Genomic DNA, 26,565 nt, shown 5'->3' with positions numbered 1-26,565 from the left:
TTATGGTGGGGTTTGTCTCTTTCTGATAAGAGCTTGGAGGAAACGGAAATGATCAAACGGATTCAAGCATGGCTGAGCCGTAAAGACAGGCAGGAGCCACAGCCAGTCGAGATTTCACCGGACAACATTCCCCGGCATGTGGCTGTAATTATGGACGGCAATGGACGCTGGGCTAAACGGCGTGGTTTGCCACGCATTGTCGGCCATCAGAATGGGATGAAAGCTGTAAAACGTGCAACGATTGCCGCGAACGACCTAGGCGTTGAGTTTTTGACCATGTACGCTTTTTCTACAGAGAACTGGAAACGTCCTAAGGATGAAGTTGATTTCCTGATGCGTTTGCCTGTGGAGTTCCTGGCCCTTGAACTGGACGAGCTGATTGAGAAAAACGTACAAGTGCGCGTGATGGGTGATACCGATGCTTTGCCTACACATACCCGGAAGGCGATGGAAGAAGCCGTTGCCCGGACACAAGGGAATACTGGACTTATATTAAATTTTGCCCTGAATTATGGAGGACGTAAAGAAATCGAGGATTGCATGCGCAGATTGGGTCAGGATATCCAAGCAGGGCTGCTGTCCCCGGAGGAGATTACATCGGAGCTGATCGACAGCCGACTGTTATCAGGCGGGCTGCCGGATCCGGATCTGCTGATCCGGACCAGTGGAGAGATGCGGCTCAGCAACTTTATGCTCTGGCAGGTCGCTTACAGCGAGCTCTGGTTTACAGATGTATTCTGGCCGGAGTTTGATAAAACGCATTTGCTGCAGGCTGTGGCGGAGTACCAGAGACGCACACGCCGTTATGGTGGACTGAAGTAGCCTGATGGGAGATGGGAATCTTTGAAGCAGCGATTGATCACCGGAATTGTTGCCGGAGCAGTGTTTTTGGGATTGTGTTTTTTAGGCGGCTGGGCTTATCAGCTTTTGCTTGCCGGTATGGCGCTCATCGGGTTTTATGAATTTGTTAAAATGACAGGTGTCCGGGGGTTTGGTGGTACTGCGATACTTGGTTATGCTGCTGTAGCCTTCTACATGATTCCTTGGAGCCTGCTCGGAGCGAATCCATGGCTGTCCTGGGAACAAGGCATATGGCTTCTGTTGCTGCTGTTCCTGCTGGTGACGGTGTTCAGTAAGAATAAGCAGGATATTAAGATTACTTCACTCCTGTTCACAGGGATTGTATACATAGGAATGGGCTTTTCCTATATGGCTGCGGCCCGGGCTGCGGGCGACGGTCATGGGCTCTTCTGGACCTTCCTTTTGTTGTGCTGCATTTGGGGCAGTGACGCAGGTGCTTATTTTGTAGGGAGAAGCTTTGGGAGAAATAAGCTCTGGCCGGCAATCAGTCCCAATAAAACGGTAGAGGGAGCCCTTGGCGGGGTACTGATCTCTATCGTAATTTCCATTATTTTCGCGATATTTGTTCCTGATCTGCTGACTTACGGACGCGCGCTGCTTATCGGTTTGTCCTGCGCTGTGCTCGGTCAGCTTGGAGATCTTGTACAATCTGCCTATAAACGGGTGTACGGTATTAAGGATTCAGGCTCGCTGCTGCCAGGTCATGGAGGAATTCTTGACCGCTGCGACAGCTGGATTATCGTATTTCCTTTCGTACATATCGTAATGCTTATGCCTTACTATTAAACGACGGGAAAGAAGGTTCACATGTGAAGAAAATAAGTGTTCTCGGATCTACCGGCTCGATCGGCACTCAAACACTGGATGTAGTTGCAATGCATCCTGACTCTTTCGATGTTGATGGTTTGGCTGCAGGTAGCAATACCGCCCTGCTTCTGGAGCAGGTCCGCCGCTTCCAGCCTCGCCGAGTATCAGTGTCCACGAAAGAACTCGCTGAGCAGATCAGACCGGAGCTGCCTTCCGGTATTGAGCTTTTTTACGGAAGTGAGGGATTGGTAGAAATTGCTGCAGGGGGGGACGCTGATACGGTCGTCACGGCAGTGGTGGGCAGCGTGGGCTTGCAGTCAACGCTTGCCGCGATCGAAGCCGGACGGCATATTGGGTTAGCCAATAAGGAAACGCTTGTCACGGCAGGACATTTGGTTACCGAGCTTGCCAACCGTAAAGGTGTTAGGCTGCTGCCCATCGACAGTGAACACTCTGCAATTTTTCAATGTCTGAACGGTGAGAACCGCGAGGATGTTTCCAGTATTACCATCACCGCCTCCGGAGGGTCCTTCCGTGATTACAACCGCGAGCAGCTGAAGAAGGTTTCCGTAGAGGATGCGCTTCGCCACCCCAACTGGAGTATGGGAGCCAAAATAACAATTGATTCGGCAACCATGGTTAACAAAGGACTTGAGGTCATTGAAGCGCATTGGCTGTTCGATCTGCCCTATGAGCAGATAAATGTCCTGCTGCATCCGGAGAGTATCATTCACTCCTATGTAGAATTCCGGGACAGCAGTATTGTCGCCCAGCTCGGAAATCCGGATATGCGGGTCCCGATCCAATATGCACTGACCTATCCGGAACGTTGGGAGTCGCCTGCCGCGCGGCTGTCTCTTGCCGCAATAGGACGCCTGACTTTCCGGGAAATGGATTTTGTACGGTTTCCAGCCTTGAAGCTGGCGATTGAATGCGGGAAAGCGGGAGGGACGGCAACCACAGCCTTCAACGCGGCTAATGAAATTGCAGTTGCCCGTTTTCTCCGGCATGAGATTCCCTTCCTGCGTATTGAAGAGATTATTGAAGAAGTGCTCCAGCGCCTGGTGAATGTCAATCAACCGGATTTACAGCAGATTCAGCATTGCGATGAGATGACCCGGGAGCTTGCAGCTAAACTTTAAATAAATCACTTTATGTACTTAAAAAATGGAAATATATGCTTTGCCCTGAAAAATTGGGTGGGACAGTTGATTCTCTTGTGCAAGGCCTTGGAATAATGATAAATTAAGAGGACATACTTCGGTCTTACACCTTAAGGGGGAATGTAACGCATGGAAATGGTAAGAGTCGTCTTTTTAACGGTGTTCATGTTCTTTGTTTTGGTGACCGTGCATGAATGGGGGCATTATTACTTTGCCAAACGCGCGGGTATCCTTGTAAGAGAATTTGCTATCGGTTTCGGTCCGAAACTGTTTTCTTATAAACGCAATGAAACCCAGTTCACGCTTCGCCTGCTGCCTTTTGGCGGTTATGCACGGATGGCCGGTGAAGATCCCGAAATTATTGAGATCGGTCCAGGGCAGACGATTGCCGTAAGACTGGGGCAGGATAACAAAGTTAAAAGCATCTTTCTAGACGCGCTCGATACCCGCAGAAATGTAATCCGTGGGGAAGCGCAATATACCGACCTTGAGAACGAGCTGAAGATCCGCCTTGATGTCGATGGAGATGTAACCACTTATGATGTTCATCCACAGGCAATGATGATCAAACGGGGTCAGCAGACACAGATTGCGCCCAAAGACCGTCAATTCGGCAGTAAAACTGTAGGTCAGCGTGCTTTGGCCATCGTTGCCGGGCCGGTGATGAACTTTCTGCTTGCTTTTGTGCTATTTGCAGTACATCTGCAGATGGCCGGTATCGTCATTGAGAATCCAACCTTTGTGAAGATTGGAGATCTCAGCGAAGGTATGCCTGCTCAGGAAGCCGGAGTACAAAAAGGTGACATTGTCGTCTCTATTAATGGAGAACAGATTGGCGGAGACTACCAGAAGATGATCTCATTAACTTCCGCTTCCAAAGGTAAAGAGATGCAGTGGACACTTCAGCGTGGCGATGAAACCTTAAATGTGGCCATGATTCCCCGCAGTATGGAGGGTGAAGAAGGCGGCAAAGTGGGGATCACTCCTGAGTTGCCTACAAGGCAGCCAGGTTTTGGCGAGACCATTACTAAATCAGGAACTGCCATGGTGGATTGGACCAAAACGATTTTTGTAAGTTTTAAAACACTGATTAATAACTTTAATATGGATGATATTTCAGGTCCGGTCGGAACAGCGAAGATGACGGGGCAAATCGCTCAGCAAGGCATTCAATACCTGACCTATTGGGCGGCTATTCTAAGTCTGTACCTGGGTATTTTTAACCTGCTGCCGATCCCTGCACTTGACGGAAGCCGTCTCGTCTTCCTGGGCGTAGAAGCACTTCGCGGCAAGCCGGTAGATCCAAGCCGTGAAGGGATGGTTCATTTTGTCGGATTTGCCTTGCTATTTCTGGTTATGATCGCCGTTACCTATAATGATATCCTGCGGCTAATCACCGGTTGATTTTTACTTGAATGAATATGAGCTTTGGCAGTCCCCGCAAAGGACTTGAACGATGTTGTGAAACCAAAGCCACACTTTGCAGGGCATTAGGAGGAGTTCCATCATATGGCAAAAGATAAGCAGTTTGTTACGGAAATCACCCCACAGAGCGAGGATTTCTCGCGCTGGTATATTGATGTAATTAAGAAAGCGGATCTGATGGATTACTCTCCGGTTCGCGGCTGTATTGTTTTCAAACCGGAGGGATACGAGATTTGGGAGCATATTCAGGAGGAAATGAACCGCCGCCTTAAGGCAACGGGTCACCGTAATGCTTATTTCCCGGTCTTTATTCCGGAAAGCTTCTTCCAGAAGGAGAAGGATCATATCGAGGGCTTTAACCCTGAGCTGCCTTGGGTTACGGAAGCTGGCGGTGATGTGCTGGAAGAACGTCTGGCGATTCGCCCGACCTCCGAAACCATGTTCGGGCATATGTATTCCAAATGGATTCAATCCTACCGCGATCTTCCGGTATTGATCAACCAATGGGCCAACGTAGTCCGCTGGGAGAAGCGTACGCTGCCGTTTATCCGTACCACAGAGTTCCTGTGGCAGGAAGGCCATACGGCGCATGAGAATGAAGCTGAGGCACGTGAGGAAACGATGCGGATGCTTGAGAATTACCGTGATTTTGTCGAGACCTATTTGGCAATTCCAGTCATCACTGGACAGAAGACACCTTCCGAGCGTTTTGCCGGGGCGGTTGACACGTATTCTATAGAAGCCATGATGAAGGATGGACGAGCTGTACAGGCGGCAACCTCACATTATCTGGGAACCAAGTTTGCTGCAGCATTTGATATTCAATATTTAAGCCGTGACAATGTGCTGGAATATGTTCATACAACCTCATGGGGCTCCACAACACGCTTAATCGGCTCGCTTATTATGGTGCACGGGGATGACCGCGGCTTGGCTTTGCCGCCTAAGGTCGCTCCAACACAGGTAATCATGATTCCAATCGGACCTCCTAAGACCCGTGAAGCGGTCATTGGACGGACGGACGAGCTGTTCAAGGATCTGAAAGACGCAGGCATCCGTGTGCGTGTAGACGACCGTGCTGATGTTACTCCAGGCTGGAAATTCAATGAATACGAAATGCGTGGAGTGCCAGTCCGTCTTGAATTAGGTCCTCGTGATATGGAAAACGGGGTTTGTGTTCTGGTATCGCGTATTACAGGCGAGAAGAAAATCATTCAGCAGGAGAACCTTGTCGCAGAGGTTAATACCATGCTGGAGCAAGTACACAATGAAATGTTTGAACGCGCGTTGAAATTCCGTGAGGACCATTTCTATTCAGTGGATACGTTAGCAGAAATGAAGGATTCGATGGAAGAACAGCGTGGTTTTGCATTGGCAGGCTGGTGCGGTTCCGAAGAATGCGAGTCTAAAGTCAAGGAAGAAACGGGTGCAGGCAGCCGTAATATTCCGTTTGAGCCTGCGGTGAATAAGGATACCTGTATTTGCTGCGGGAAGCCCGCTGCGCATACGGTTGTTTTTGCCAAGGCGTATTAATTCTTTGCCCAATACTATATAATTCTTCAGTATCTGAATGTAGCTTCTGGGAGAGGAGTCGGCGGGCCGAAAGAACCCAATGCTTTCACCTCCCGGGAGCTTTTTAAAATAGTGGACTCAAGGCTTCCTTATGTCTTCTTTGGTTTTGGAAATTAGGTTTTTCAAAATATATGAATTTATATGCTGCACGCTATAAATTATCCTTCTATTTCTCGCTGAAACGGTTTCCGTCCTTTTGAGGACGGCGAAGCCCTTTCTACTTGCGGGGAGATTTTATTATCTGTTTAAAAGTTAGGTGGGGGAAGCATGGAACAGAACGTGGAAAGAAGAAAAAGATTCGAGCTGTTGATGAAGCAGGGAGAGATTCCGCCTGCACTCATTGATCCCTACTTTTTGGACGGGCATATCGAACGTGTGGAAATCAGCCGCGGTAACCGGGACTGGCACATCGTCATTGCCAAAGATACTCTTGTTCCGGCACAAACCTACCGGACATTTTGTTTGAGAATGCGTGAGAAGCTACAGCATATCGCCAAAGTCAGCTTCTTGTTTCTATATGATGAAAAAGTAAGCAGAGCAGAGCTTGTACAGGAATACTGGGGTTTATTTCTGGAATGGGCGCAGCGCGAGATCCCTTCAGTGAATGGTTGGCTGACCCGCTCCACTCAGGAGCTTCAAGACAGTACACTTCTGCTCAGCCTAAATGATTCGATGTCGTTAGAGCTGGCCCGTAAAAAGGGAATCGAAGGCGCCATAATTAAATTTTACGATAAATATTTTGGCCTGCCCCTGAAAGTGAAGCTGCAGATTGCCGAGAACGAAAACAGCAAAGCGGATGCTTATGAAGAGTTCCAGCAGAAGCTTCAGCAGGAGCAGCGCGAACTCGTTGAAATGATGATGATGGCCAGCGAGCCGGATGAACCGGTTGATGAGGGAGATCCGAATGAAGTCATTAAGCTTCAGGTCGGATATGAAATCAAGGAGCAGGCTGTACCTATTCTGGAAATTCAGGATGAAGAGAAGAAAATCACAATTCAGGGTACGATCTTCGGACTGGACAGCAAGGAGCTGCGGAACGGTAATACCTTGTTCACCTTCTGTATCACAGACTTTACTGATTCTCTGCAAATGAAGATGTTTGCGAAGACCAAAGAAGATCTGAAGGTTATGGGCCAGCTGGCCAACGGCAAATGGGTTAGAGCGCGCGGCAAGGTTGAATATGACCGCTTTATGCAGATTCCGGAGCTCGTAATGATTCCATCGGATCTGAACGAAGTATCGGCACCGCCGGCACGTAAGGATAATGCGAAGCAGAAGCGGGTAGAATTCCATCTGCACACGACTATGAGCACGATGGACGCAGTGGCGCCAATTGACGCGTATGTCAAGACCGCAGCGAAGTGGGGGCATCCGGCAATTGCCGTCTCTGACCACGGGGTTGTGCAGAGCTTTCCGGACGCCAACCATGCTGCACATAAGCATAAGATCAAAATGATCTACGGCGTCGAAGCCAATGTGGTAAATGACTCGGTAAATATTGTGGAGAATGCTCAGCCGCTGGACCTGAAGACTGCCACCTATGTCGTATTCGATATAGAAACCACCGGTTTGTCGATCACCCGGAATAATATTACCGAACTTGCTGCGATTAAAATGACCGGCGGCCAGGAGATAGACCGCTACTCAACGTTCGTGAATCCGCATGAGAAAATTCCATACCATATTCAGCAGCTGACCAATATTACTGATGAGATGGTTAAGGACGCTCCTGATTTGGAGCCGGTGCTGAAGAAATTCGTAGAGTTCATAGGCGACAGTATCCTGGTTGCCCATAATGCCAGATTTGATATGGGGTTCATTCAGGCTTCCCTGGTGAAACTGGGTCTGCCTGTGCTGCCCAATCCTTCCCTGGATACGCTGGAACTGGCACGTCTGTTGTATCCGAGCATGAAGAACCACCGGCTGAATACACTCGCCGACAAATATAAGGTTCTGCTGGAAAGCCATCACCGTGCGGTGGATGATACCATTGCCCTGGGAGGTATTCTGAACGGTCTGCTGGCTGATGCCGAGAAGATGAAGGGGATGACCCGGCTTGACCGGCTGAATGATTATGTAGGCAATGACCTGTCGAACACCCGGCCGTTTCACTGCGGCATCTATGCACTCAACCCGACTGGCAAGAAGAACCTTTACAAGCTGATATCCATGTCGCATACGGAGTATTACAAGCGCGTTCCCTGCATTCCTAAGTCCAAGCTCGAAGAGCACAGGGACGGTCTGCTGGTCATTTCCGGCTGCGAACGGGGAGAGTTCTTTGAGGCTGTGCTCAATAAGTCTACTGAAGAAGCGATGGAGGTTGCCCAGTTCTACGATATTCTGGAGATTCAGCCGCTGACGATGTACATGCATTTGGTAGACAAGGGATTCGTGGCCAGCGCAGAGGATTTGCGGGGCGTAGTGCGCAAGGTTTGTGAAATCGGCGAACAGCTGAACAAGCCTGTTATTGCAACAGGCAATGTGCATTATCTGGAGCCGCGGGACAAGCTGTTCCGCGATATTACGATTCACGGGATTACAGGATTCAGCCCGCTGAAAGACCAGCGCAAGCCGGATGCCCATTTCCGCACTACGGAAGAAATGCTGGCCGAATTCGAATTCCTGGGCGCGGAAAAAGCAATGGAAGTTGTCGTCACCAATACGGTGGAGCTGGCTGACCGCTTTGAGGAATATGACCTGTTTCCGGACCAGCTGTTTACGCCGATTATCGAAGGCGCTGATGACGAAATCCGCAACACCTGCTATGAGACGGCAAAATCAATCTATGGTGAGGAATTGCCTGAGGTCGTCGTTGCCCGGCTGGAAAAAGAGCTGGCGCCGATTATCAAATTTGGGTTCTCTGCCAACTATCTGATTTCTGAGCGTCTTGTGAAAAAATCGAACAAGGATGGCTACCTCGTGGGTTCCCGTGGTTCGGTAGGTTCGTCTGTAGTTGCCACCTTCCTCGGAATCTCCGAGGTAAATCCGCTGCCTGCTCATTATATATGTGTAAATCCGGAATGCCGGCATAGTGAATGGTTCCTCGACGGCAGCGTGCCAAGCGGCTTTGACCTGCCGGACAAGGTATGCCCGGACTGTGGCGGCAAGCTCAAGGGTGAAGGCCAGGATATCCCCTTTGAAACGTTTCTGGGCTTTAAGGGTGATAAGGTTCCCGATATCGACCTTAACTTTTCGGGTGAATATCAGCCGAACGCCCATAACTTTACCAAAACAATGTTTGGTCCGGACAACGTATTCCGTGCCGGCACCATCGGTACGGTAGCGGAGAAAACTGCCTTTGGATTCACGAAGAAATATGAGGAACATCATCAGAAGCGCTGGCGGGGAGCGGAAGTGGGACGTCTGGCCGCAGGCTGCACCGGGGTCAAGCGAAGCACTGGCCAGCATCCCGGCGGTATTGTCGTTTTGCCGGATTATATGGAGATAGAGGATATTACACCGGTGCAATTCCCGGCAGATGATGTCAATGCGGAATGGAAGACCACCCACTTTGACTATCACGCCTTTGATGCCAACCTGCTAAAGCTCGATATTCTGGGCCACGATGATCCGACAATGATGCGGATGCTGCAGGATTTAACAGGAGTGGACCCTACAACCATCCCGATGAACGATCCGAAGGTCATGAGCATGTTCAACTCTACTGATGCACTTGGAGTAAGGCCTGACCAGATCCGGACCCCTGTGGCTACCTACGGAGTTCCGGAAATGGGTACAAAATTTGTCCGCCAGATGCTGGTAGAGTCGAAGCCTTCCAGCTTTGCCGATTTACTGCAAATCTCCGGGCTGTCGCATGGTACGGGAGTTTGGCTTGGCAATGCCCAGGAACTGATCAAGAACAACACCTGCAACATCAAGACAGTTATCGGCTGCCGCGATGATATTATGCTGTTCCTGATTTACAAGGCTGGAATGGATGCGGGACTGGCCTTCAAAATTACCGAGAGCGTGCGTAAAGGGAAAGGGCTGTCTGCTGAATGGATCGAGGAAATGAAAAAGTGCAAGGTTCCTCAGTGGTACATTGATTCCTGCCTGAAAATCCAGTACATGTTCCCGAAGGCGCACGCCGCCGCCTATGTTATTTCTGCGGTTCGTACCGCCTACTTCAAGTTGTATCATCCTATTGAATATTATGCGACATACTTCACGGTGCGGGCGGCTGATTTTGATATTGAACTTTGCTGCCAGGGTTATGAAGCCATCGCCCGCCAGATTGTAGATATTGAACAGAAGGGCTTCCAGGCGCTTCCAAAGGAAAAAGCGATGCTGCCGATTCTTGAAATGGCGCTTGAGATGACAGCCCGAGGTTTTACTTTCAAAAATATTGATTTGTACCGTTCCGATGCCAACAAATTTACCGTTGACGGCAAAAGCCTCATTCCACCGTTCTCAGCACTTGCGGGAATCGGTGAGAATGCCGCCTATAACATTGCCGCCGCCAAGGATGCCGGAGAGTTCCTCTCCATCGAGGATTTCCAGCAGAAATCCAAGGCGAGCAAGACGGTAATTGAGCTGCTGACCGGGATGGGCTGCTTCCGCGGCCTGCCGGAAAGCAACCAGCTATCCCTGTTTTAAACTACCCCCTAGTAGGGGGGAAGCTGCGAGTGCTTTGCGGGGCTAATGGGTAAAAACAAGTGAAATTGGATGCCTGAAAAGTGGCAGTCAAGGGCTAGCACTTGTCAGTGCTGATGCACTATGGTATAATTTTTTTGGTAATAATGAGATAAGTCCGTTGTGTAAAGAGTGGGGAAACCCACTCTTTATCTTTGGTATATAGCAAAAGACAAGTTCGTGGAGGTTAATTTCTTTTGAGCACACCCAAATCCAAAATTAAACAAACGGTAGAGCAGATGCTCGGGTCCTATCTCGAGGACAATGGTTTCGAACTGGTGGACGTTGAATACGTGAAGGAAGGCTCCAACTGGTTTTTGCGCATATTCGTAGATAAAGAAGGCGGCATAGATATTGACGACTGCGGTGCCATCAGCGAATATTTCAGCTCAAAGCTGGACGAGAATGATCCTATACCTGAGGCTTATTTTCTTGAGGTTTCCTCGCCGGGTGCTGAGCGCCCGCTTAAGAAAGCGGCGGATGTTGCCAAAGCGGTAGGCAAGGACGTGTATGTGACAGTTTATGAGCCGATTCAGGGACTCAAAGAATTCGAAGGTCGTTTGCTCTCATTCGAGAACGAGGAACTGCTCATCTCCGCGGGCAAAAAAGAACATGTAGTACCGTATGCCAAAGTCGCCAGCGCGAGATTGGCCATTATTTTTTAACGTCTTGAAAGGGGGACCGGATTTTCATGAGTATGGATTTTATCGAAGCTATGAATGAACTGGAGAGGGAGAAAGGCATCAGCAAGGATGTGCTGTTTGAAGCCATCGAAGCTGCGCTGATCTCCAGCTATAAACGCAATTTTAATGCGGCGCAAAACGTGCGTGTGGACATGAACCGCAACACTGGCGTAATCAAGGTATTTGCCCGCAAGCTGATTGTTGAAGAGGTTCTGGATACCCGGACCGAAATCTCACTGCCGGCTGCACGGGAAATCAACCCGCACTTCCAGCTTGAGGATATCGCCGAGCTTGAAGTAACGCCGCGCGATTTCGGCCGTATTGCTGCACAGACTGCCAAGCAGGTAGTCACCCAGCGTATTCGTGAAGCGGAGCGCGGACTTATCTATAACGCTTTTATCGACAAGGAAGATGATATCGTTACCGGGCTTGTACAGCGCCAGGATATGCGCAACATCTATGTTGACCTTGGCAAAATCGAAGCGGTTCTGCCGCTTAGCGAGCTGATGCCTGGAGAAAAGTTCAAGCAAAGCGAGCGCATCAAGGCTTATATCACCAAGGTGGAGAATACGACCAAAGGGCCGCAGATTATGTTGTCCCGCAGTCATCCCGGATTGTTGAAGCGTCTATTCGAGCTGGAGGTTCCGGAAATTTTTGACGGTGTGGTTGAAATTCGTTCTGTAGCCCGCGAAGCAGGCTTCCGTTCGAAAATTGCCGTCTTCTCGCGCAATTCCGAAGTGGATCCGGTTGGCTCCTGCGTAGGCCCAAGAGGCACACGCGTGCAGACCATCGTCACAGAGCTGCGAGGCGAGAAAATTGACATTGTCCGTTATTCTGAGGCTGTACAGGAATATGTGGCCAACGCGCTCAGCCCGTCCAAAGTTCTTGAAGTTCAAGTCTTTGAAGCGGAAAAAATGGCCCGTGTCATCGTGCCTGATTATCAATTGTCACTGGCGATCGGCATCAAGGGGCAGAATGCCCGTCTTGCTGCCAAACTGACCGGCTGGAAAATTGATATCAAGAGCGAGACCCAGGCAGAGCAGGAATACGGCAGACCTAGAACGGTAAGCGATGAAATGCATCAGGATTCCGTCTCCATTGATTAATTAACCTGCTCACTAGAGGGGAGGCGTTTATGATGAAGCAAAGAAAGGTGCCGCTGCGCAAGTGCGTTGCCAGCCAGGAGATGATGCCCAAAAAAGAGCTGATTCGCGTGGTTAGAACGCCCGAGGGCGAAGTGCTGATCGACCTGACAGGCAAAAAGTCAGGCCGGGGCGCTTATATCTGCGGCAAGCTTGAATGCTTTAAACTGGCACAAAAGAATAAAGCACTTGACCGTGCGTTAAAATGTCAAGTGAGTCCTGAAATCTATGCCCAGCTTGCCCGGGATTTTGCATCCGTGGAGGAGCAATTTTTGGCAGCAAAGGATAGTGAGGACGATGAGTAAGGCACTTTCTTATTTAGGGCTTGCGATGAGAGCAGGCAAGATTGTCACCGGCGACGAGGCCGTGCTTAAAGCGGTACGGTCTTCAGAGGCGAAGCTGGTCGTTCTGGCGGGTGACGCTTCAGATAATACCCAAAAAAAGTTCCGTGATAAATGCGGAACCTACGATATTCCACTAGTAATCGCATTTCACCGGGATGAACTCGGTGCAAGTATTGGTAAAGACCAGCGCGTTGTGCTGGCCGTTACGGATAAAGGATTCGCGGAAATGATCTCCAAGCAACTCGGAGATACTGTCGGAGGTGGAGTTATTGACTAAAGAAGACAATAAAGATAAGCTGCGCGTTTATGAATACGCGAAATCTTTGAACATGAGCAGTAAAGAAATTATTACAATTCTGAAGCGTTTGGATGTCCCTGTGAATAATCATATGAGTGTCATGGAGAATGGCTCTGTGACCAAAGTAGAACAGTTCTTCAAGGATATTAAGTCAAACGCTGCAGCCAAGCGGGATCCCGGCACCAGCAGCCGGCCGGTAACTACCGGCTCGGTAACAGCCGAACCTCAAAGTGCTCAGAATGCCAACAAAAATCAACCGGAAAAGCAGGTAGGTATGAACAGTAACCAAAACAACAACCAATCGACGACGTCCCCAAGGCCCCAAAGCGGACAAGATTCCCGCAGAACAACAGGATCCACTCAAAATTCCCGCCCTCAGGGCAGCTCCACTAGCGGCAGCCGCCCGCAAGGCAGCTCCACTAGCAGCAGCCGTCCGCAAGGCAGCTCGACTAGCGGCAGCCGTCCGCAAGGCAGCTCGACTAGCAGCAGCCGCCCGCAAGGCAGCTCCACTAGCAGCAGCCGTCCGCAAGGCAGTTCGACCGGCGGCAACCGTCCGCAGGGCAGCTCGACTGGCGGCAGCCGCCCGCAGGGCAGCTCGACTGGCGGCAGCCGTCCGCAAGGCAGCTCGACTGGCGGCAACCGTCCGCAAGGCGGCTCGACTGGCACCCGTCCGCAAGCTCAAGGCGGCGCACCACGCACTGGCGATAACCGTCCGCAAGCTCAAGGCGGCGGCACCGGCGGAGACTTCTCACGTGGCGGTGGCGGTGACAGAGGCGCTAAGAGAAACACTACAGGCGGCAGACCGAACAACAACAGCGGCCAAAAGCGCTTTGAAGACGGCAAAGGCGGCAACTACCGCGGCCGTGGCGGCAAGAACAACCGTGGCAGAAACCAGTCAATGGAACGCCGCGAAAAGATTGACAACACACCGAAGAAAATTATCGTACGCGGCAGCATGACCGTTGGTGAAACTGCCAAGCTGCTTCATAAGGATGCTTCTGAAGTGATCAAGAAGCTGATCTCGATGGGTGTTATGGCAACCATCAACCAGGAACTTGATATTGACACCATTCTGCTGCTGGCCGGTGAGTTCGGCGTAGAAGTAGAAGTGAAGATTCCAGTGGATGAAGACAGCTTCGAGACCGTTGAAGAGAATGACTCCGAAGAGGATCTTCAGGCTCGTCCTCCGGTAGTAACGATCATGGGTCACGTTGACCATGGTAAAACAACACTGCTTGATGCCATTCGTTCCACGAACGTAACTGGCGGCGAAGCTGGCGGAATTACTCAGCATATCGGTGCTTATCAAGTTGAAATCAACCACAAGAAAATCACATTCCTGGATACACCGGGTCACGAAGCGTTTACCGCGATGCGTGCTCGTGGTGCCCAAGTAACAGATATGACGATTATCGTAGTAGCTGCCGATGACGGTGTAATGCCTCAGACGGTTGAAGCCATCAACCATGCAAAAGCTGCAGGTCTTCCGATTATCGTTGCAGTCAACAAAATCGACAAGCCGGGTGCAGACCCTGATAAGGTAAAGCAAGAGCTTACAAGCTATGAGCTGGTTCCGGAAGAGTGGGGCGGAGACACCATCTTCGTTAACCTGTCGGCCAAACAGCGCATCAACCTGGAAGAACTGCTGGAAATGATCCTGCTCGTTGCTGAAGTGAATGAGTACAAGGCTAACCCGGACAAACGGGCACGCGGTACTGTAATCGAAGCTGAGCTTGACAAGAACCGTGGACCGGTTGCCCGTATTCTCGTGCAGAACGGTACGTTGAAAGTCGGGGACGCTTTTGTAGCAGGTAACTGCTTCGGACGCGTACGCGCCATGGTTAATGACAAAGGACGCAAGATCAAGGAAGCAGGTCCTTCCACACCTGTGGAAATTACCGGTTTGACTGAGGTGCCTCAGGCAGGCGATCCGTTTATGGCCTTTGAAGATGAGCGTAAAGCCCGTGCTATCGCAGACAGACGTTCTACAACCCAGCGTCAGTCCGAGCTGAACACGAATACCCGTGTAACCTTGGATGACCTGTTCAAGCACATCAAGGATGGCGAGATCAAAGACCTGAACGTAATCATTAAAGCGGACGTGCAGGGATCGGTTGAAGCGCTGAAGGGCTCTTTGGCCAAGATCGAAGTCGAAGGTGTACGCGTGAAGATCATTCACAGCGGTGCAGGTGCCATTACGGAATCTGATATTACACTCGCTGCTGCATCCAATGCTATTGTTATCGGCTTCAATGTTCGTCCGGATGCCCAGACGAAAGCGGCTGCCGAGCAAGAAAAAGTGGATGTTCGTCTGCACAACATCATCTACAACGTAATTGAGGAAATTGAAAGTGCGATGAAAGGGATGCTTGATCCGATCTATAAAGAGAACGTTATCGGTCATGCAGAAGTGCGCAACGTCTTCAAAATCAGCAAAGTGGGTACCATTGCAGGTTGTATGGTTACTTCCGGCAAAATTGCCCGCAATGCCGAAATGCGCTTGATCCGCAGCGGTATCGTTGTCTTCCAAGGCAAGATCGACACCTTAAAACGTTTCAAAGATGATGCCAAAGAAGTGGCGCAGGGTTATGAATGCGGCATAACTTTGGAACGCTATAATGACGTCCAAGAGGGCGACATTATCGAAGCGTTCATTATGGAAACGGTAGAGCGCTAAGCGAAGAGGTGAATATAGATGTCTAAAATCAGAGCGGGACGGGTTGGCGAACAGATCAAGAAAGAACTGAGCCAGCTTATCCAAAGCGGACTGAAGGACCCGCGCATCGGGTTCGTAACAGTAACAGGGGTAGATGTAACGAACGATCTCTCGCAGGCCAAGGTATACCTGAGCGTGTTCGGAGACGAAGAGCAGAAGAGCGATTCGCTAAAAGCGATTGAGAAAGCCAATGGCTTTCTCCGCTCCGAGCTTGGCAAGGCAATCCGCCTGCGCCACACGCCTGAGCTGATCTTCAAGATGGACGAATCCGTTGCTTACGGAAGCCATATTGAGAAGCTGCTCGGCGAGATCGGCAAGAACCAAGAAAGTTAGGAAAATAAAGGAGACGGCGAATGCAGAGCTATGAACAAAGTCTCCAGCAGACCCGTAAGTTTCTGCTGGAACACGACGATTATCTTGTAGTGTCGCATGTTCAGCCGGACGGAGATGCAGTCAGCTCCACCCTCGCGGTGGGCTGGCTTCTCTCATGTCTGGGCAAAAAATATACTATGCTGAATGAAGGCCCGATTCCCAAACGGATGGAATACTTATGGCATGCCGATGAGATTGTCAATCTGGCGGACGGTGAATTGCCCCGGACGTACAGTAACGTCATTTGCGTCGATTGTGCAGATTTTCAGCGTGTGGGGCTGACCCAGCGCTTTTTTGCTCAGGATGCCCTTATCGCAAACATTGATCATCATCCCACCAACAACGGTTACGGATTCGTTACGCTGATTAAGCCGGATGCTGCTGCCACTGCTGAAATTTTGTTCGACCTGCTGAAGACGTTTGAGGTGGAATGGGATATAGATATTGCTACAGCAATCTATACAGGATTGCTGACCGATACCGGCGGCTTCCGCTACACCAATACCTCACCTAAAGTGATGGCGGCTGTCTCTGAGCTGCTGGCACTGGGAGTTAACGGTCCCGAGCTGGCGGAGACGTTGCTGGAGGAAATGACATTAGCTCAGGTGAAGGTGCTGAACCGGGCACTGAACACTTTGCAATTAACTCCGCAGGGCGATGTTGCCTGGGTTTATGTAACACCACAGGATATGCTCGAATGTAATGCCGCCAATGAGGATCTTGAAGGCATTGTTAATTATCCGCGTAATATCCGCGGTGTAGAGGTCGGTATGCTGTTCAAGGTCATCGATGAGACTGCTGTGAAGGTCAGCCTGCGTTCGGCCGGCAAGGTCGATGTCGCGGCGCTGGCTCAAGTCTTCGGAGGCGGAGGACATACCCGCGCAGCAGGTGCCCGGGTTGAGGGGACGCTGGAGCAGGCAATACCACGGGTGCTGGAGGAGGTCAGACGTCTTTTATGAGTGAGCTTACAGGTGTTTTGGCTGTTTTTAAGCCAGCAGGGTACACTTCACATGATGTTGTGGCCAAAGCCCGGCGGATTCTTGGTATGAAGCGCATCGGACACACCGGAACTCTGGATCCTCAAGTGACAGGCGTATTGCCGCTTTGTCTTGGAAGGGCAACCCGGGTTGTGGAGTATATCCAGGAGCTGCCTAAGGAATATGTAGCCACACTGAGACTAGGTATGGCAAGCGATACCGAAGACTTAACCGGGACCATTACGGAAAGTGTGGATGAAGTGAAAGTTACCGAGGAAGAAGTTCTGGCGGTACTGAACTCCTTTAAAGGAGTAATCTCTCAGATTCCCCCGATGTACTCGGCGGTGAAAGTGGAAGGCAAACGCCTCTATGAGCTGGCTAGAGAAGGCAAGACTGTAGAGCGAAAGAGCCGTGAAGTGGAGATTTACGAAATTGAGATGACGGATATGGTGTACAGCGGCAATTATCCCGATATTACCTTCCGTGTGCTGTGTTCCAAGGGTACATACATCCGTACGCTTTGCGTAGATATCGGCCGGGCGCTTGGAGTGCCCGGTGTGATGGTCAAGCTGGAACGGACGATGTCCGCAGGGATATCTGCCAGTCACTGTCTAACTCTTGAGCAAATTGCCGAGCATAAAGAAGCAGGCACACTCGATGAACATCTGATCGCGGCGGATGAAGCGATTTCCCATCTGTCCCGGCATTCGGTAATGGATGAGAAGAGGAAGGCCGCCCTGCAGGGGCAGCGCCTTTCAACACGTTACGTAGCACCTGAAGTAAAGCAGGCCGGCCATTTTCGGCTTTATGATCTACAGGGAGAGTTCCTGGGCATTTATGAATTGGATGACACAGGAGCTATAGCCCCTGTAAAGGTATTCGCACAAGCATAATATTAATTTTATTAGTGAATTGTAGGTGAGAAACAGCGTGAGAACCGTAACCTTAAGTTATCCAATGCCAGCGGAGACCGCAGCGCAGTGGGCGCAGCCGCAAGTGACTGCCCTTGGCCAGTTTGACGGACTGCACCGCGGACATGCCAGCGTCATTACTTCCGCTGTAGCTCTGGCCCGTAAACAAGGCGTACCGGCAGCAGTCATGACCTTTCATCCTCATCCCAAGGATGTAATGGGCAAAGGTGACTATGATGGATATTTGACCCCAGCGAAGGACAAGCAGGAACTGCTTGCCGGCATGGGGGTCGATATTTTGTATGTAATTGAATTTAATGAGCAGCTGTCCCGGGTTAGCCCGCAGGATTTTGTCTCTGTAATGCTGCTGCCGCTGCATATTGTAACTGCAGTTATCGGCTTCGATTTCCGCTTTGGCTACATGGGCGAAGGGGATGCCGATATGCTCCGTGAGCTGGGGGACGGTGTGATGAATGTGGAGACGGTGCCTCCTTTTCTGCTTGAAGGAGAGAAGGTAAGCAGCTCCGGCATTCGGAAGAGCCTTCAGAACGGAGATCTAACTCTGGCCAACGCATGGTTTGGGCGCTGCTATCATCTGCGCGGAGTTGTAGGGCACGGCGAGAAGAGAGGCCGCACGATTGGTTTTCCGACTGCAAATCTTCAGCTTGAAGACCTTTATGTCATCCCGGCTAAAGGGGTGTATGCAGTGCGGGTCTTTTATAAGGAAGACGTTCTGTACGGCGTAATGAATGTCGGCGTGAAGCCAACGTTCCATGAGGGGATGATTGCCCCGAGCTTTGAGGTGCATCTGTTTGATTTTGCAGGAGACATCTATGAAGAGGAACTTAGGGTAGAACTGGTCTCCTTTATCCGGCCTGAGCGTAAATTTGAGTCGATTGATGCCCTGATTTCACAGATTGCTGCAGATGCCGAAACGGCTAAAGAGCTGCTGGGCTATCATTCTTAATCTGCACGGGACAAGCCGTTTACTTTTCTTTCCGATAATGCTATACTGATTAACGTTGCTGGAAAAACAGCATCATAACCATAGCTTGGTTGCGCGTTCTCACCGACGGTGACGAGGCTACTGGCGATTATAATGAAGGAGGTGAACAGGATGGCATTGACTCAAGAACGTAAACACCAATTGATCGACGAGCACAAAACTCATGAATCCGATACTGGATCCCCTGAGGTGCAAGTTGCTATCCTTACGGAGAACATCGTTAATTTGACTGACCACTTGCGTACGCACAAGAAGGATCATCATTCCCGTCGCGGATTGCTGAAGATGGTTGGACAACGTCGTAAACTGCTGGCGTATTTGAAGAACAAAGACATCAGACGTTACAGCGCCCTGATCGAAAAACTGGGATTGCGTCGTTAATTTTCCATAAGATTACCCTTAAAGCAGCCTGGTTGTATACCGTATGTCCTTCTCGGAGCGACAGCGGGACAGCCGGGTTGCTTTTTGAAAATTTAGGGAAAACTTTTACAATTAGGCAAGCTTAACTTATTCGCAAAAACGGCTATTTTACCTCTTATGGAGGACAAGCCGTTTTTGCTTGTATAAAACATAGAGAACCGGCCCTTGACCCCAAAGTGATCAAGACATCCGTTTCAACAATGACAATTCACTGAACCTGCGATAATGTACAGCGGGTCTACTACCATTCAAGGAGGGATTTTATGGAACAACGTGTAGAAATGCAGCTTGGCGGAAGACGCCTTGTGCTGGAAACAGGCCGACTGGCCAAACAAGCGAACGCAGCCGTAATGGTTCGTTACGGAGATACTGCTGTATTGTGTACGGTTACAGCGTCTAACGAACCTAAAGATCTGGATTTTTTCCCGCTTACGGTTAACTATGAAGAAAGATTATACGCAGTGGGTAAAATCCCGGGCGGATTTATTAAACGCGAAGGCAGACCGAGTGAGAAGGCTATTTTGTCCAGCCGTCTGACTGACCGTCCGATTCGTCCGCTGTTTCCGGAAGGATTCCGCAATGACGTGCAAGTATTGAATATGGTTATGAGCGTGGATCAGGATTGTGCGCCGGATATTGCTGCTATGATCGGTACTTCCGCAGCACTCAGTATTTCCGATGTTCCTTTCAATGGTCCTATCGGCGGTGTGGCTGTCGGCCGCATTGACGGTCAATTCATCATTAATCCTGACGTTGCACAGCAGGCTGCAAGTGACATCTACGTGGTGGTAGCAGGAACTAAAGACGCCATCATGATGGTGGAAGCGGAAGCCAACGAAGTGCCGGAAGATGTAATGCTGGAAGCCATCATGTTCGGTCATGATGAAGTCCGTAAGATCGTAGCAACAATTGAGCAGCTGGTAGCGGTTGCCGGCAAAGAGAAGATGGCTGTGAAGCTGCATGCGGTTAACGCTGATGTCAACACAGAGGTTCGCGCTTATGCTGAAAGCCGTCTGGTAGATGCCGTGAAAATTGCCGAGAAGCACGCCCGTCAGGATGCCATCGACTTGGTCAACAATGAAACGGTGGAGTATTTCGTTGAGAAATACATAGAGACACCTGAACTTCTTAAAGATGTGAAGGAAGTCCTGCACGATATCGTGAAGGATGAAGTCAGACGTTTGATTACACATGATAAGATTCGCCCGGATGGCCGTAAGCTGGATGAAATCCGTCCGATTGAATGTGATACTTCCCTGCTTCCGCGTACGCACGGTTCCGGACTGTTCACCCGTGGACAAACACAAATCCTTAGCGTATGTACACTGGGTGCACTGGGTGATGTACAGATTCTTGACGGTATTGATCCGGCAGAAACCAAACGGTTTATGCATCACTACAATTTCCCTCCGTTCAGCGTAGGGGAGGCACGTCCGCTTAGAGCACCGGGACGCCGCGAGATTGGCCACGGAGCCCTTGGAGAACGCGCGTTGTCCAAAGTCATTCCTAGTGAAACCGAATTCCCGTACACCATCCGTTTGGTATCTGAAGCGATTGAATCCAACGGATCTACTTCCCAGGCAAGTATCTGCGCAAGCATTCTGGCAATGATGGATGCGGGTGTGCCGATCAAAGCCCCTGTAGCGGGAGTAGCGATGGGTCTGATCAAGGATGGAGAGCATGTGTCAATCCTGACAGATATTCAAGGTATGGAAGATCATCTTGGCGATATGGACTTCAAGGTAGCAGGTACGGCTGAAGGTGTAACGGCGATCCAGATGGATATCAAAATCGACGGCATCGACCGTAAAATCCTGCAGGATGCTTTGCAGCAGGCTAAAGAAGGACGTATGTTCATCTTGGGCAAAATGATGGAAGCTATCTCCGAGCCTAGACCAAGCTTGTCGAAATACGCTCCTAAGATCATTATCATCAATATCAATCCGGACAAGATCCGTGATGTTATCGGTGCAGGTGGTAAGATTATCAATAAAATCATTGAAGAAACCGGCGTGAAGATCGACATCGAACAGGATGGCCGTGTCTTTATCGGATCTTCGGATGAAGAAATGATTCAGAAAGCCCGCGGCATTATCGAAGGCATTGTGCGTGAAGTGCAGGTCGGCGAAATTTATGTGGGTACCGTTAGACGCATCGAGAAGTTCGGCGCATTTGTTGAACTGATTCCGGGTAAAGATGGATTGGTGCATATTTCCCAGCTCTCCACTGAGCGCGTAGCTAAGGTAGAAGATGTTGTTGCCATCGGCGACACTATCACTGTAAAAGTTACCGAAATTGACCAGCAGGGCCGTGTGAATCTGTCGCGCAAAGCGGTATTGACTTCGGAAAGCGGAGCAAAGGCGTAAGCCGGCCTCTCCCTTTTGGAAACAGTGTCAATTGTATAATTGAGAAGAGACAGAAGCTTATGCATTCTGGCTCTTTTTTAAAAATATAAGAATTTATAGGCTTCACACTATAAATTATCCTTATATTTCTCGGGCCCCACTTTGTGGGGTTATTTTAATTTGCGTAAGGCGCAGGTTGTATGCATATTCTTCTCCAACCATACATAGGCTGGGACAAAGCGTCCTTGCACCCTGTGCGGGGACGAGCGTGAGACGTTTCTGCCGGGGAGGAAAGACGTCATGAAGACGGAAAAAGCTGCGCTTGTGCTTGCCTGTATTGCTGTAGTAATCGGCCTTGGCAGTACATTTGGACCGGTGAAGGAAATGCTGGCCGAGCTTAAGCCGCAGGATGGACTGGCTGTGTGGAGTAATATTCCGAAAGAGCGTGATCAGGAGCTGCGTTCTTTGATTGAAAGCAAAGCGGCCAAGCTGAATGCCGCACCGGTGGATGCTGTTGTAGACCGGGTGTGGAAGGCAATTCCGGGTTATAATGGCCTTGAAGTGGATGTAGAGGCCACGTACCGCAGTACACTGCTGCAGGGGCCGGGAGAGGGTCTGAAATGGGTGTACCGGCAAATCCCGCCAAAGGTGTCGCTGAATGATCTGGGTGCTCACCCGATTTACCGGGGGAATCCGGCTAAGCCGATGGTCTCGATGATGATCAATGTAGCATGGGGCAATCAATTCATTGTACCGATGCTTAACATTTTGGATGAGGAAAAGGTAAAGGTGACCTTTTTTCTGGATGGAAGCTGGCTTAGCCATAACCGGGAGCTTGCGGCCGAGATGCTGAAACGCGGGCATGAGATGGAGAATCATGCGTATACCCATCCCAATATGAGCACTTTAAGCCGGGCCCGGGCGACCGCCGAGATTGAGAAAACAAAGAGTCTGCTGAAAGAGAGTCTTGGAGTAACCAATACCTGGTTTGCGCCTCCGTCCGGTGATTTTGATCAGGAAACAGTGGATATCGCCGCCTCATTGGGGCTGAAAACGGTGCTGTGGACACTGGATACCGTCGATTGGCGTAACCCTTCTCCAGAATCCGTTGTCGTTAAAATCAGCAGCCAGTCCGAGCCGGGCACATTGATATTGATGCATCCGACAGCTTCCTCCTCCAAAGCGCTGAGAGGCATGATCCGGGGGATTAAAGCTAAAGGTCTTCAGCTGGGTACGGTCAGTGAAACACTGTCAGCGGAGCGGCTGGCCCCTTCAGAAGTTGAGTGAGCGGTTAATTTCTGGTAGGATAAGAGTCGCGCGTAACAAATACAAAGATAGATACAGGGCTATGCCAGGAGGACGTAGAAGTGGAAAAAATAGTATTGTCGAACGGCCTGCGGGTGGTTACGGAGAAAATTCCTACCGGACGCTCCGTTTCCTTTGGAATCTGGGTCAAGAATGGCTCCCGCAATGAGAACCCGCTGAATAACGGGATTTCTCATTTTATCGAACACATGCTTTTTAAAGGCACCGACCGGTTCAGTGCCAAGGATATTGCCGAGCAGTTTGATGCGATTGGCGGCAACGTCAACGCATTTACCTCGAAGGAATATACATGTTATTATGCAAAAGTATTGGATGAGCATCTGCCGATCGCCGTGGATGTGCTGTCCGATATGTTTTTCCGCTCGCGGATTGATGCCGAAGAGCTGGCCAGGGAGAAAAATGTCATCCTGGAGGAAATCGCCATGTGCGAGGATACGCCGGATGATCTGGTACATGATCTGATGTGCGCTGCGGCGTACGGCGAGCATCCGCTGGCTTATTCCATTCTGGGCTTGAAGGAACGGCTGGCGGACATGACGGCCGATGATCTCCACGCGTATATGAAACAGCAGTATACCATTGAGAATACGGTAATCAGCGTAGCAGGCAATATCAATGACGGACTGGTTGAACTGTTGGAGGCCCATTTCGGATCATTCGATAATCATGGTGAATCCGCGCCTTTGACAGCTCCTGATTTCCATGGCGAACTGCTGTTTCACCGCAAAAAGACGGAGCAAAACCATATTTGCCTTTCCCTCCCGGGCGTAGAGGGCGGCGGGCCGCTGCAATATGCCATGGTGCTGCTGAATAATGCCATCGGCGGCGGGATGAGCTCCAGAATGTTCCAAGAGATTCGCGAAAAACGCGGTTTAGCCTATTCCGTATACTCCTATCACAGCTCCCAGGCAGACAGCGGCCTGTTTACCGTCTATGCCGGCACTGCGCCGAAGCAGACCAAAGAGGTGACGGAGCTGATCAAGGAAATGATGCATGATCTTGCCGTTAACGGTCTTAGCGAAGATGAACTGAGAAAAGGCAAAGAGCAGCTCAAGGGAAGCCTGATCCTCAGCCTGGAGAGCACCAGCAGCCGGATGAACCGGATTGGCAAAAATGAGCTGATGCTTGGAAGGCATGATACACTTGACGATATGATCACCAAAATCGGACTCGTCACTATGGATGATATCAATCGATTACTGGACCACATGTTTGCTGAGCCCCTCGCATTAGCGATGGTCGGCTCCTCTGATAAAGCTATTGCCAATGTTAGGAGAGATGATCTTGTCTTATTACGTTCAAATTAACAAACTGCCCGGCAACGAAGATGTGCTGCTGCCCCGCAAAATGTCAGAACAGGCTTCCGGCTATGATCTGTATGCGTCTGTGGACGGTGAGGTTGTGCTTGCTCCGGGCGAGCGGGCCCTGATCCCTACGGGAATTTCGCTGGCGATGCCGGACGGGCTGGAGGCGCAGATCCGTCCGCGCAGCGGCCTTGCTCTAAAGCACGGCATTACCTGTCTGAATACTCCGGGAACGATTGATGCCGATTACCGTGGTGAAATTAAAGTTTTACTGATTAACCTGGGTCAGGAGCCGTTTGCCATCGCACGCAATGAGCGGATTGCCCAAATGGTGTTCCAGGCTGTGCCGTCCGTGAACATGGTGGAGGTGGACGAGCTGTCCGAGACACAACGCGGCGCCGGAGGCTTTGGCCATACGGGCAAATAGCAGACGGAATTTTTGTTTTACTCATACCTGGAGCTTGCGGATGTAGCCTGTAAAGGCCTTCTTCGCAGGCTTTTTTTGTTGAATTGACCTTGATTTGAGTCAATCCATTTATCAGTTTCCCCTGTATTTCTTCTCTGCTCTTCACCCATGGGCGGCCCCCGGCATAAGATGATTTATAGTCGATAGTGTATGTGGAAAGGAGCGTCATCCCTATGCTTACTGGCATCAGGATCGTGTTCCTGGGCGGGGACGCGAGACAGATTGAAGTGATTCGGAAATGTGTGGAAATGGATGCGACGGTAAGTGCTGCCGGATTCGATAAGTGGGAATCCCCTAGCCCGGGGGTGAACCTGGCAGAGCTGTCGGCAGAGCTCTTAGGCAATGCGGATGTGCTGGTACTGCCAACCGTTGGTTGTGATGATGAAGGGAATATTAATGCGCTGTTCTCCTCTCACCGTCTGCAGCTGCTGGATGAGCACATCGCTGCGATGCCGTCCCGATCCACGGTGTATACCGGTATGGCCAAAAGCTACTTGCGCAGCCTGTGCGCCAGACATTCGCTAAAGCTGGTGGAACTGCTAAACCGGGACGATGTGGCGATATACAACTCCATCCCTACAGCAGAAGGCGCGCTGGTTATGGCCATTCAGAATACCGATTTTACTATTCATGGTTCCACATCGATGGTACTCGGGATGGGAAGAACCGGGTTTACGATGGCGCGGGCGCTTCAAGGGCTCGGTTCCAGCGTAAAGGTGGGGGTAAGAAGACAGGAGCATTATGCGCGGGCGGAAGAGATGGGCTGGAAGCCTTTTATGACAGGTGAGCTGCTGCTTCATGTGCCGGATGTTGATCTAATCTTCAATACCATCCCAAGCATGATTATTACCGCGCAGGTGTTATCCCGCCTTCAGAGGCACTGCGTAATTATTGATTTGGCCTCCGCACCGGGCGGATGTGATTTCCGCTATGCGGAGAAGCGCGGGATTAAAGCGATGCTGGCTCCGGGATTGCCCGGGATCGTTGCCCCCAAGAGCGCCGGAATTATTATGGGTAGTGCGCTGGTACAGTCGATATCTGACGAGACTACAATCAGGGGGGACGATTAAATGGATTGGCATGGTAAAACAGTAGGTTATGCAATTACCGGTTCACATTGCACGTTTGCCGAAGTGATGCCGCAGATTCAGCGCTTTATGGACGACGGTGCAAATGTGGTGCCGATTGTTTCCGCATCGGTGCTGAACACGGATACCCGCTTCGGCACATCGGAAAATTGGTTAAAACAGTTGAAAGATATAACAGGGAATGATATCATTTCTACAATTGTTGAAGCGGAACCGCTGGGTCCTTCCAAGCTGCTGGACGTTCTGACGATCGCCCCTTGCACGGGGAATACGACGAGCAAATTGGCGAACGCCATGACAGACAGCCCTGTACTGATGGCAGCAAAGTCCCAGATGCGTAACGGTCGGCCGCTAGTGCTGGCCATCTCCACGAATGACGGCCTTGGCCTGAATGCGGCGAATATTGCAAAGCTTTTGGTAGCCAAACATATTTATTTTGTGCCGTTCGGCCAGGATAATCCTGTAGGCAAGCCCAACTCGCTTGTAGCACGTATGGATCTCATACCCGAGGCCTGCTACGCAGCTTTGCAGGGCAATCAGCTGCAGCCGATGATTATCGAACGGTTTCATTCAGCATAATTAGCATGTTTCGATACATTAATCATGCTCGAACATAGGCTTCACTTTTGCCGCCCTCATTCTGAGGGCGGTTCAGCTCTTTTTTAGCTTTCAAAGGTTGGACCTGGCCGCGTCTATTGTCATTACTT

At 50.4% G+C, this 26,565-nt stretch carries 21 protein-coding genes and 1 pseudogene; all 22 read left to right on the top strand.

Annotated elements, in window-relative coordinates; translation table 11 throughout:
• Nucleotides 1-48 precede the first annotated feature (48 nt).
• On the top strand, nt 49-822 hold the full coding sequence (locus tag NST99_RS19950) for an isoprenyl transferase (RefSeq protein WP_341093970.1): 774 nt from the start codon (nt 49-51) through the stop codon (nt 820-822).
• Nucleotides 823-843: 21 nt separating this feature from the next.
• Nucleotides 844-1,647: a phosphatidate cytidylyltransferase gene (locus NST99_RS19945; RefSeq protein ID WP_341093969.1), complete on the top strand. Its 804-nt coding sequence runs from the start codon at nt 844-846 to the stop codon at nt 1,645-1,647.
• A gap of 23 nt (nt 1,648-1,670) precedes the next feature.
• Nucleotides 1,671-2,810 carry a 1-deoxy-D-xylulose-5-phosphate reductoisomerase gene (locus NST99_RS19940; protein ID WP_341093968.1) on the top strand — a complete coding sequence of 380 codons (1,140 nt, stop codon included), beginning with the start codon at nt 1,671-1,673 and terminating at the stop codon, nt 2,808-2,810.
• 150 nt (nt 2,811-2,960) lie between these two features.
• The gene (gene rseP, locus NST99_RS19935; RefSeq protein ID WP_341093967.1) at nt 2,961-4,235 is read left to right on the top strand and encodes an RIP metalloprotease RseP; all 1,275 of its coding nucleotides are present in this window, start codon (nt 2,961-2,963) and stop codon (nt 4,233-4,235) included.
• A 105-nt stretch (nt 4,236-4,340) separates the two neighbouring features.
• Nucleotides 4,341-5,789, top strand: coding sequence for a proline--tRNA ligase (gene proS / locus NST99_RS19930; protein WP_341093966.1), 1,449 nt, complete (start codon nt 4,341-4,343; stop codon nt 5,787-5,789).
• A 306-nt stretch (nt 5,790-6,095) separates the two neighbouring features.
• Nucleotides 6,096-10,424: a PolC-type DNA polymerase III gene (locus NST99_RS19925; RefSeq protein WP_341093965.1), complete on the top strand. Its 4,329-nt coding sequence runs from the start codon at nt 6,096-6,098 to the stop codon at nt 10,422-10,424.
• Nucleotides 10,425-10,657: 233 nt separating this feature from the next.
• Entirely contained in the window at nt 10,658-11,125 is a 468-nt protein-coding gene (rimP, locus tag NST99_RS19920; RefSeq protein ID WP_038593427.1) for a ribosome maturation factor RimP, read from the top strand.
• A 26-nt stretch (nt 11,126-11,151) separates the two neighbouring features.
• A complete protein-coding gene (nusA, locus tag NST99_RS19915) occupies nt 11,152-12,249 on the top strand; it encodes a transcription termination factor NusA (protein WP_341093964.1) in 1,098 nt (365 codons plus the stop codon).
• A 32-nt stretch (nt 12,250-12,281) separates the two neighbouring features.
• Nucleotides 12,282-12,590 carry an RNase P modulator RnpM gene (rnpM, locus tag NST99_RS19910; protein ID WP_038593419.1) on the top strand — a complete coding sequence of 103 codons (309 nt, stop codon included), beginning with the start codon at nt 12,282-12,284 and terminating at the stop codon, nt 12,588-12,590.
• Nucleotides 12,583-12,901: pseudogene (locus NST99_RS19905) on the top strand (YlxQ family RNA-binding protein); the annotation flags it as partial. The gene rnpM and the pseudogene NST99_RS19905, both read left to right, overlap by 8 nt.
• Complete coding sequence (gene infB / locus NST99_RS19900; protein ID WP_341097705.1) at nt 12,899-15,604, top strand: translation initiation factor IF-2; 2,706 nt, start codon at nt 12,899-12,901, stop codon at nt 15,602-15,604. The pseudogene NST99_RS19905 and the gene infB, both read left to right, overlap by 3 nt.
• Before the next feature lie 18 nt (nt 15,605-15,622).
• Complete coding sequence (gene rbfA, locus NST99_RS19895; protein ID WP_341093963.1) at nt 15,623-15,976, top strand: 30S ribosome-binding factor RbfA; 354 nt, start codon at nt 15,623-15,625, stop codon at nt 15,974-15,976.
• A gap of 20 nt (nt 15,977-15,996) precedes the next feature.
• Nucleotides 15,997-16,974, top strand: a complete 978-nt coding sequence (locus NST99_RS19890; protein ID WP_038593408.1) for a DHH family phosphoesterase — start codon at nt 15,997-15,999, stop codon at nt 16,972-16,974.
• Nucleotides 16,971-17,885: a tRNA pseudouridine(55) synthase TruB gene (gene truB, locus NST99_RS19885; RefSeq protein ID WP_341093961.1), complete on the top strand. Its 915-nt coding sequence runs from the start codon at nt 16,971-16,973 to the stop codon at nt 17,883-17,885. Before NST99_RS19890 ends, truB begins: the two co-directional genes overlap by 4 nt.
• A gap of 37 nt (nt 17,886-17,922) precedes the next feature.
• On the top strand, nt 17,923-18,870 hold the full coding sequence (locus NST99_RS19880) for a bifunctional riboflavin kinase/FAD synthetase (protein WP_341093960.1): 948 nt from the start codon (nt 17,923-17,925) through the stop codon (nt 18,868-18,870).
• Between the two features lie 150 nt (nt 18,871-19,020).
• Nucleotides 19,021-19,290 (top strand): 30S ribosomal protein S15, encoded by a 270-nt coding sequence (rpsO, locus tag NST99_RS19875; RefSeq protein ID WP_019910460.1) that lies wholly within the window; start codon nt 19,021-19,023, stop codon nt 19,288-19,290.
• 302 nt (nt 19,291-19,592) lie between these two features.
• Nucleotides 19,593-21,695 carry a polyribonucleotide nucleotidyltransferase gene (gene pnp, locus NST99_RS19870; protein ID WP_341093959.1) on the top strand — a complete coding sequence of 701 codons (2,103 nt, stop codon included), beginning with the start codon at nt 19,593-19,595 and terminating at the stop codon, nt 21,693-21,695.
• 279 nt (nt 21,696-21,974) lie between these two features.
• On the top strand, nt 21,975-22,961 hold the full coding sequence (locus tag NST99_RS19865; RefSeq protein WP_341093958.1) for a polysaccharide deacetylase family protein: 987 nt from the start codon (nt 21,975-21,977) through the stop codon (nt 22,959-22,961).
• A gap of 80 nt (nt 22,962-23,041) precedes the next feature.
• Nucleotides 23,042-24,307 (top strand): M16 family metallopeptidase, encoded by a 1,266-nt coding sequence (locus NST99_RS19860; RefSeq protein ID WP_341093957.1) that lies wholly within the window; start codon nt 23,042-23,044, stop codon nt 24,305-24,307.
• On the top strand, nt 24,285-24,731 hold the full coding sequence (gene dut, locus NST99_RS19855) for a dUTP diphosphatase (RefSeq protein ID WP_197073606.1): 447 nt from the start codon (nt 24,285-24,287) through the stop codon (nt 24,729-24,731). Before NST99_RS19860 ends, dut begins: the two co-directional genes overlap by 23 nt.
• A 212-nt stretch (nt 24,732-24,943) precedes the next feature.
• Nucleotides 24,944-25,840, top strand: coding sequence for a dipicolinate synthase subunit DpsA (gene dpsA, locus NST99_RS19850; protein ID WP_341093956.1), 897 nt, complete (start codon nt 24,944-24,946; stop codon nt 25,838-25,840).
• A complete protein-coding gene (locus NST99_RS19845) occupies nt 25,841-26,437 on the top strand; it encodes a dipicolinate synthase subunit B (protein WP_038593383.1) in 597 nt (198 codons plus the stop codon). It abuts the gene before it with no gap.
• Nucleotides 26,438-26,565 lie beyond the last annotated feature (128 nt).

The sequence above is a fragment of the Paenibacillus sp. FSL L8-0470 genome, from assembly GCF_038008625.1.
Taxonomy (GTDB): domain Bacteria; phylum Bacillota; class Bacilli; order Paenibacillales; family Paenibacillaceae; genus Paenibacillus_AQ.
Note: the sequence above shows the minus strand (reverse complement) of the source record. Positions and strands in the feature narration are given on the sequence as shown.

What these genes read in the sequence shown, in the direction of transcription:
- NST99_RS19865 (WP_341093958.1), top strand. Translation starts at nt 21,975, where the DNA reads ATGAAGACGGAAAAAGCTGCGCTTGTGCTTGCCTGTATTGCTGTAGTA.
- dpsA (WP_341093956.1), top strand. Translation starts at nt 24,944, where the DNA reads ATGCTTACTGGCATCAGGATCGTGTTCCTGGGCGGGGACGCGAGACAG.
- rpsO (WP_019910460.1), top strand. Translation starts at nt 19,021, where the DNA reads ATGGCATTGACTCAAGAACGTAAACACCAATTGATCGACGAGCACAAA.
- truB (WP_341093961.1), top strand. Translation starts at nt 16,971, where the DNA reads ATGAGTGAGCTTACAGGTGTTTTGGCTGTTTTTAAGCCAGCAGGGTAC.
- NST99_RS19950 (WP_341093970.1), top strand. Translation starts at nt 49, where the DNA reads ATGATCAAACGGATTCAAGCATGGCTGAGCCGTAAAGACAGGCAGGAG.
- rseP (WP_341093967.1), top strand. Translation starts at nt 2,961, where the DNA reads ATGGAAATGGTAAGAGTCGTCTTTTTAACGGTGTTCATGTTCTTTGTT.
- NST99_RS19925 (WP_341093965.1), top strand. Translation starts at nt 6,096, where the DNA reads ATGGAACAGAACGTGGAAAGAAGAAAAAGATTCGAGCTGTTGATGAAG.
- NST99_RS19845 (WP_038593383.1), top strand. Translation starts at nt 25,841, where the DNA reads ATGGATTGGCATGGTAAAACAGTAGGTTATGCAATTACCGGTTCACAT.
- proS (WP_341093966.1), top strand. Translation starts at nt 4,341, where the DNA reads ATGGCAAAAGATAAGCAGTTTGTTACGGAAATCACCCCACAGAGCGAG.
- rnpM (WP_038593419.1), top strand. Translation starts at nt 12,282, where the DNA reads ATGAAGCAAAGAAAGGTGCCGCTGCGCAAGTGCGTTGCCAGCCAGGAG.
- nusA (WP_341093964.1), top strand. Translation starts at nt 11,152, where the DNA reads ATGAGTATGGATTTTATCGAAGCTATGAATGAACTGGAGAGGGAGAAA.
- NST99_RS19890 (WP_038593408.1), top strand. Translation starts at nt 15,997, where the DNA reads ATGCAGAGCTATGAACAAAGTCTCCAGCAGACCCGTAAGTTTCTGCTG.
- pnp (WP_341093959.1), top strand. Translation starts at nt 19,593, where the DNA reads ATGGAACAACGTGTAGAAATGCAGCTTGGCGGAAGACGCCTTGTGCTG.
- rbfA (WP_341093963.1), top strand. Translation starts at nt 15,623, where the DNA reads ATGTCTAAAATCAGAGCGGGACGGGTTGGCGAACAGATCAAGAAAGAA.